The sequence below is a fragment of the Thiospirillum jenense genome, assembly GCF_014145225.1.
In the GTDB taxonomy this organism is placed as follows: domain Bacteria; phylum Pseudomonadota; class Gammaproteobacteria; order Chromatiales; family Chromatiaceae; genus Thiospirillum; species Thiospirillum jenense.
Genome location: NZ_JABVCQ010000082.1, coordinates 1 through 1,104 on the forward strand (window position 1 = coordinate 1; position 1,104 = coordinate 1,104).

Annotated in this window: 1 pseudogene; it reads right to left on the reverse strand. The window is 46.5% G+C overall.

Annotated elements, in window-relative coordinates:
- Positions 1–1,104: pseudogene (locus HUK38_RS14585) on the reverse strand (hypothetical protein); the annotation flags it as partial.

The window sequence follows — 1,104 nt, forward strand, 5'->3', positions numbered from 1 at the left end:
AGGCTGATTAGTCGGCAATGATTGTGCTTGACGAACGGGAATTGGCGGTAATTCGGGCAAATCAGTTGGTTGATTTATTGATTGACGAGCGGGGACGGGTGGTAATTCAAGCGAGTCAATTGGTTGATTGGTTGGCAATGATTGCGCTTGCCGAACTGGAACGGGCGGCAAATCGGACGAATTGATTTGTTGATTAGTTGATTGACGAATTGGAATTGGCGGTAATTCGGGCGAATTAATTTGTTGATTAGTTGATTGACGAATTGGAATTGGTGGTAATTCAGGCGAGTCAACTAATTGATTAACTGGCAATGACTGCGCTTGCCGAACGGGAATTGGCGGTAATTCGGGCAAATCAGTTGGTTGATTTATTGATTGACGAGCGGGGACGGGTGGTAATTCAGGCTGATTAGTTGGCAACGATTGTGGTTGACGAGTGGGGACGGGTGGTAATTCAAGCGACTCAATTGCTTGATTAGTTGGTAATGACTGCGGTTGACGAACGGGAATTGGCGGTAATTCGGGCAAATCAGTTGGTTGATTAGTTGGCAATGACTGCGCTGACCGAACGGGAACTGGCGGTAATTCGGGCGAATCAATTGGTTGATTAGTTGGCAATGACTGCGCTGACCGAGCGGGAATTGGCGGTAATTCAGGCGAGTCAACTAATTGATTAACTGGCAATGATTGCGTTTGACGAACGGGAATTGGCTGCAATTCAGGCGAATTGATTTGTTGATTATTTGATTGACGAATTGGAATTGGTGGTAATTCGGGCAAGTCAATTGGTAATGATTGCGATTGACGTGCGGGAGTTGGCGGTAATTCAGGCGAATTGATTTGTTGATTAGTTGATTGACGAGCGGGAGTTGGTGGTAATTCAGGCTGATTAGTTGGCAACGATTGTGGTTGACGAGCGGGGACGGGTGGTAATTCAATCGACTCAATTGCTTGATTAGTTGGTAATGATTGTGCTTGACGAACTGGAATTGGCGGTAATTCAGGCTGATTAGTCGGCAATGATTGCGTTTGACGAGCGGGAATTGGCGGTAATTCGGGCGAATCAATTGGTTGATTAGTTGGCAATGACTGCGCTGACCGAGC